The 1753-nt window shown below is 67.2% G+C and carries 3 protein-coding genes; all 3 read left to right on the top strand.

From position 1 onward, the window contains the following. Positions 1 to 337: ABC transporter permease subunit (locus tag IFR11_RS16100; RefSeq protein ID WP_446724814.1), on the top strand; the 337-nt coding region annotated here is incomplete at its 5' end. Continuing rightward, positions 334 to 1386, top strand: coding sequence for an ABC transporter permease (locus tag IFR11_RS16095; RefSeq protein WP_191916848.1), 1053 nt, complete (start codon positions 334 to 336; stop codon positions 1384 to 1386). The genes IFR11_RS16100 and IFR11_RS16095, both read left to right, overlap by 4 nt. Next, positions 1383 to 1753: class II aldolase/adducin family protein (locus IFR11_RS16090; protein WP_199771202.1), on the top strand; the 371-nt coding region annotated here is incomplete at its 3' end. The genes IFR11_RS16095 and IFR11_RS16090, both read left to right, overlap by 4 nt.

Genomic DNA, 1753 nt, shown 5'->3' with positions numbered 1-1753 from the left:
CCTCGCCGCCGGCGGTGGTCTGTTCACGGTGTCGGAGGTCATGACCGTCGATGTCTCGGGCACCGGCTACCAGATGGAGCTCGACGCGATCCTCGCCGTCGTCATCGGTGGCACCTCCCTCGCGGGGGGGAAGTTCTCGATCCTCGGTTCCACTGTCGGGGCGTTGCTGATTGCGACCCTCAACAAGACCGTGCTGTTCCTCGGGGTTTCCGCCGCGGCGACCCCGGCCTTCAAGGCCATCGTCATCGTGCTGCTCGTTTTGCTGCAGTCCGAGCGTGTGAGGACCTCCGTCCTCCAGGTCGGACGCCGCCGTACCCGTAAGGAGGTCGTCGCATGAGCACGACCGTCTCACCCCCGTCGCCCTCGCACGGCACCGAGGTTCCGGTGCGGGGTCTCGCGATCTCCCGCATCTGGGGTCGCAGTCAGTCCGCCATCCCGACGCTGGCCGCCGTGGTTCTCCTCGTCGCGATGCTCGTGTACGCCGAACTGGCGTACGGCCGCGTGTTCCACGCCGGCACCATGTCGAGCCTGCTCGTCAGCTTCGCGCCGACGATCATTCTCGCCGTCGGCATGACCATCGTCATCCTGTCGGGCGGTATCGACCTCTCGGTCGGCGCCGTCGTCGCCTTCACCTCGGTGTCGGGTGTCATACTGATGAACAACGGCGTCAACGGATGGCTCGCCGTCGTCCTGATGATCGTGTTCGGCGCGCTCTTCGGCCTCGTCTCCGGGGTACTGATCCAGTACTTCAACGTGCAGCCGTTCATCGCCACGCTGGCGATGATGTTCCTCGCCCGTGGTCTGGCATCCATTCTTTCGACCGTGCCGGTGCAGGCGCCCGAGGGCGCCCCCATCCTGGTGCTCGCCACCGACTGGAAGCTGTACGACGGCCCGAAGACCAACGACCTCGTGCTGACGCCCGGTTTCGTCGTCGCCGTGCTGGTCGTGATCGCGGCGTTCGTGCTGCTGCACCGCACCCGCACCGGCCGCACGGTGTACGGCATCGGCGGGGCCGAGAACTCGGCCAAGCTGATGGGCCTGCCCGTCGCCCGCACCCGCGTGATCATCTACGTGCTGAGCGGCGCTCTCGCGGGCCTCGCCGCCGTCGTCTACACGGCGGAAGTGGGTGGCAAGGCGCAGAACGTGACGGGCATCGGCTGGGAACTGGATGCCATCGCCGCGGTCGTCATCGGCGGAACGCTGCTGAGCGGCGGGGCCGGATATGTCCTCGGTTCCGTCGTAGGATCGCTCGTGCTCGCCGCCTTGGCCATGATCATCACCAAAGACGGTGGCATCCGCCCCGAATATCTGACGATCATCACCGGCGGTATCCTGCTGGCCTTCGTCCTGCTGCAGCGCGTGCTCACCGCGCGGCGCCGAAAATGAGCACCGTCGTCGACCCGCACACCCGCAAGGAGAACACCGTGGCAGCCTCCCCTGCTGACTTCACGCCCGAGATCGCGGCATTCATCGAACGCGTCCGTCAGGACGTCGCGAAGCTGCATGCCGAGCTCGTGCGCTACAACCTGATCGTCTGGACCGGCGGCAACGTCTCGGGCCGCGTCCCCGGCACCGACCTGTTCGTGATCAAGCCCTCCGGCGTCTCGTACGACGACCTGGCGCCCGAGAACATGATCCTGTGCGACCTCGACGGAAACGCCCTCCCCGGCACTCCCGGCAGCGAGCGCAGCCCCTCCAGCGACACCGCGGCCCACGCCTACGTCTACCGGAACATGCCCGAGGTCGGCGGCGT

Source organism: Microbacterium sp. CFBP 8801, from assembly GCF_014839455.1.
Lineage (GTDB): Bacteria > Actinomycetota > Actinomycetes > Actinomycetales > Microbacteriaceae > Microbacterium.
This window is presented reverse-complemented; position numbering and strand designations above follow the sequence as displayed.

Bases quoted from the DNA above. Each gene is read 5' to 3' on its own strand.
- IFR11_RS16095 (WP_191916848.1), top strand. From the start codon at position 334: ATGAGCACGACCGTCTCACCCCCGTCGCCCTCGCACGGCACCGAGGTT.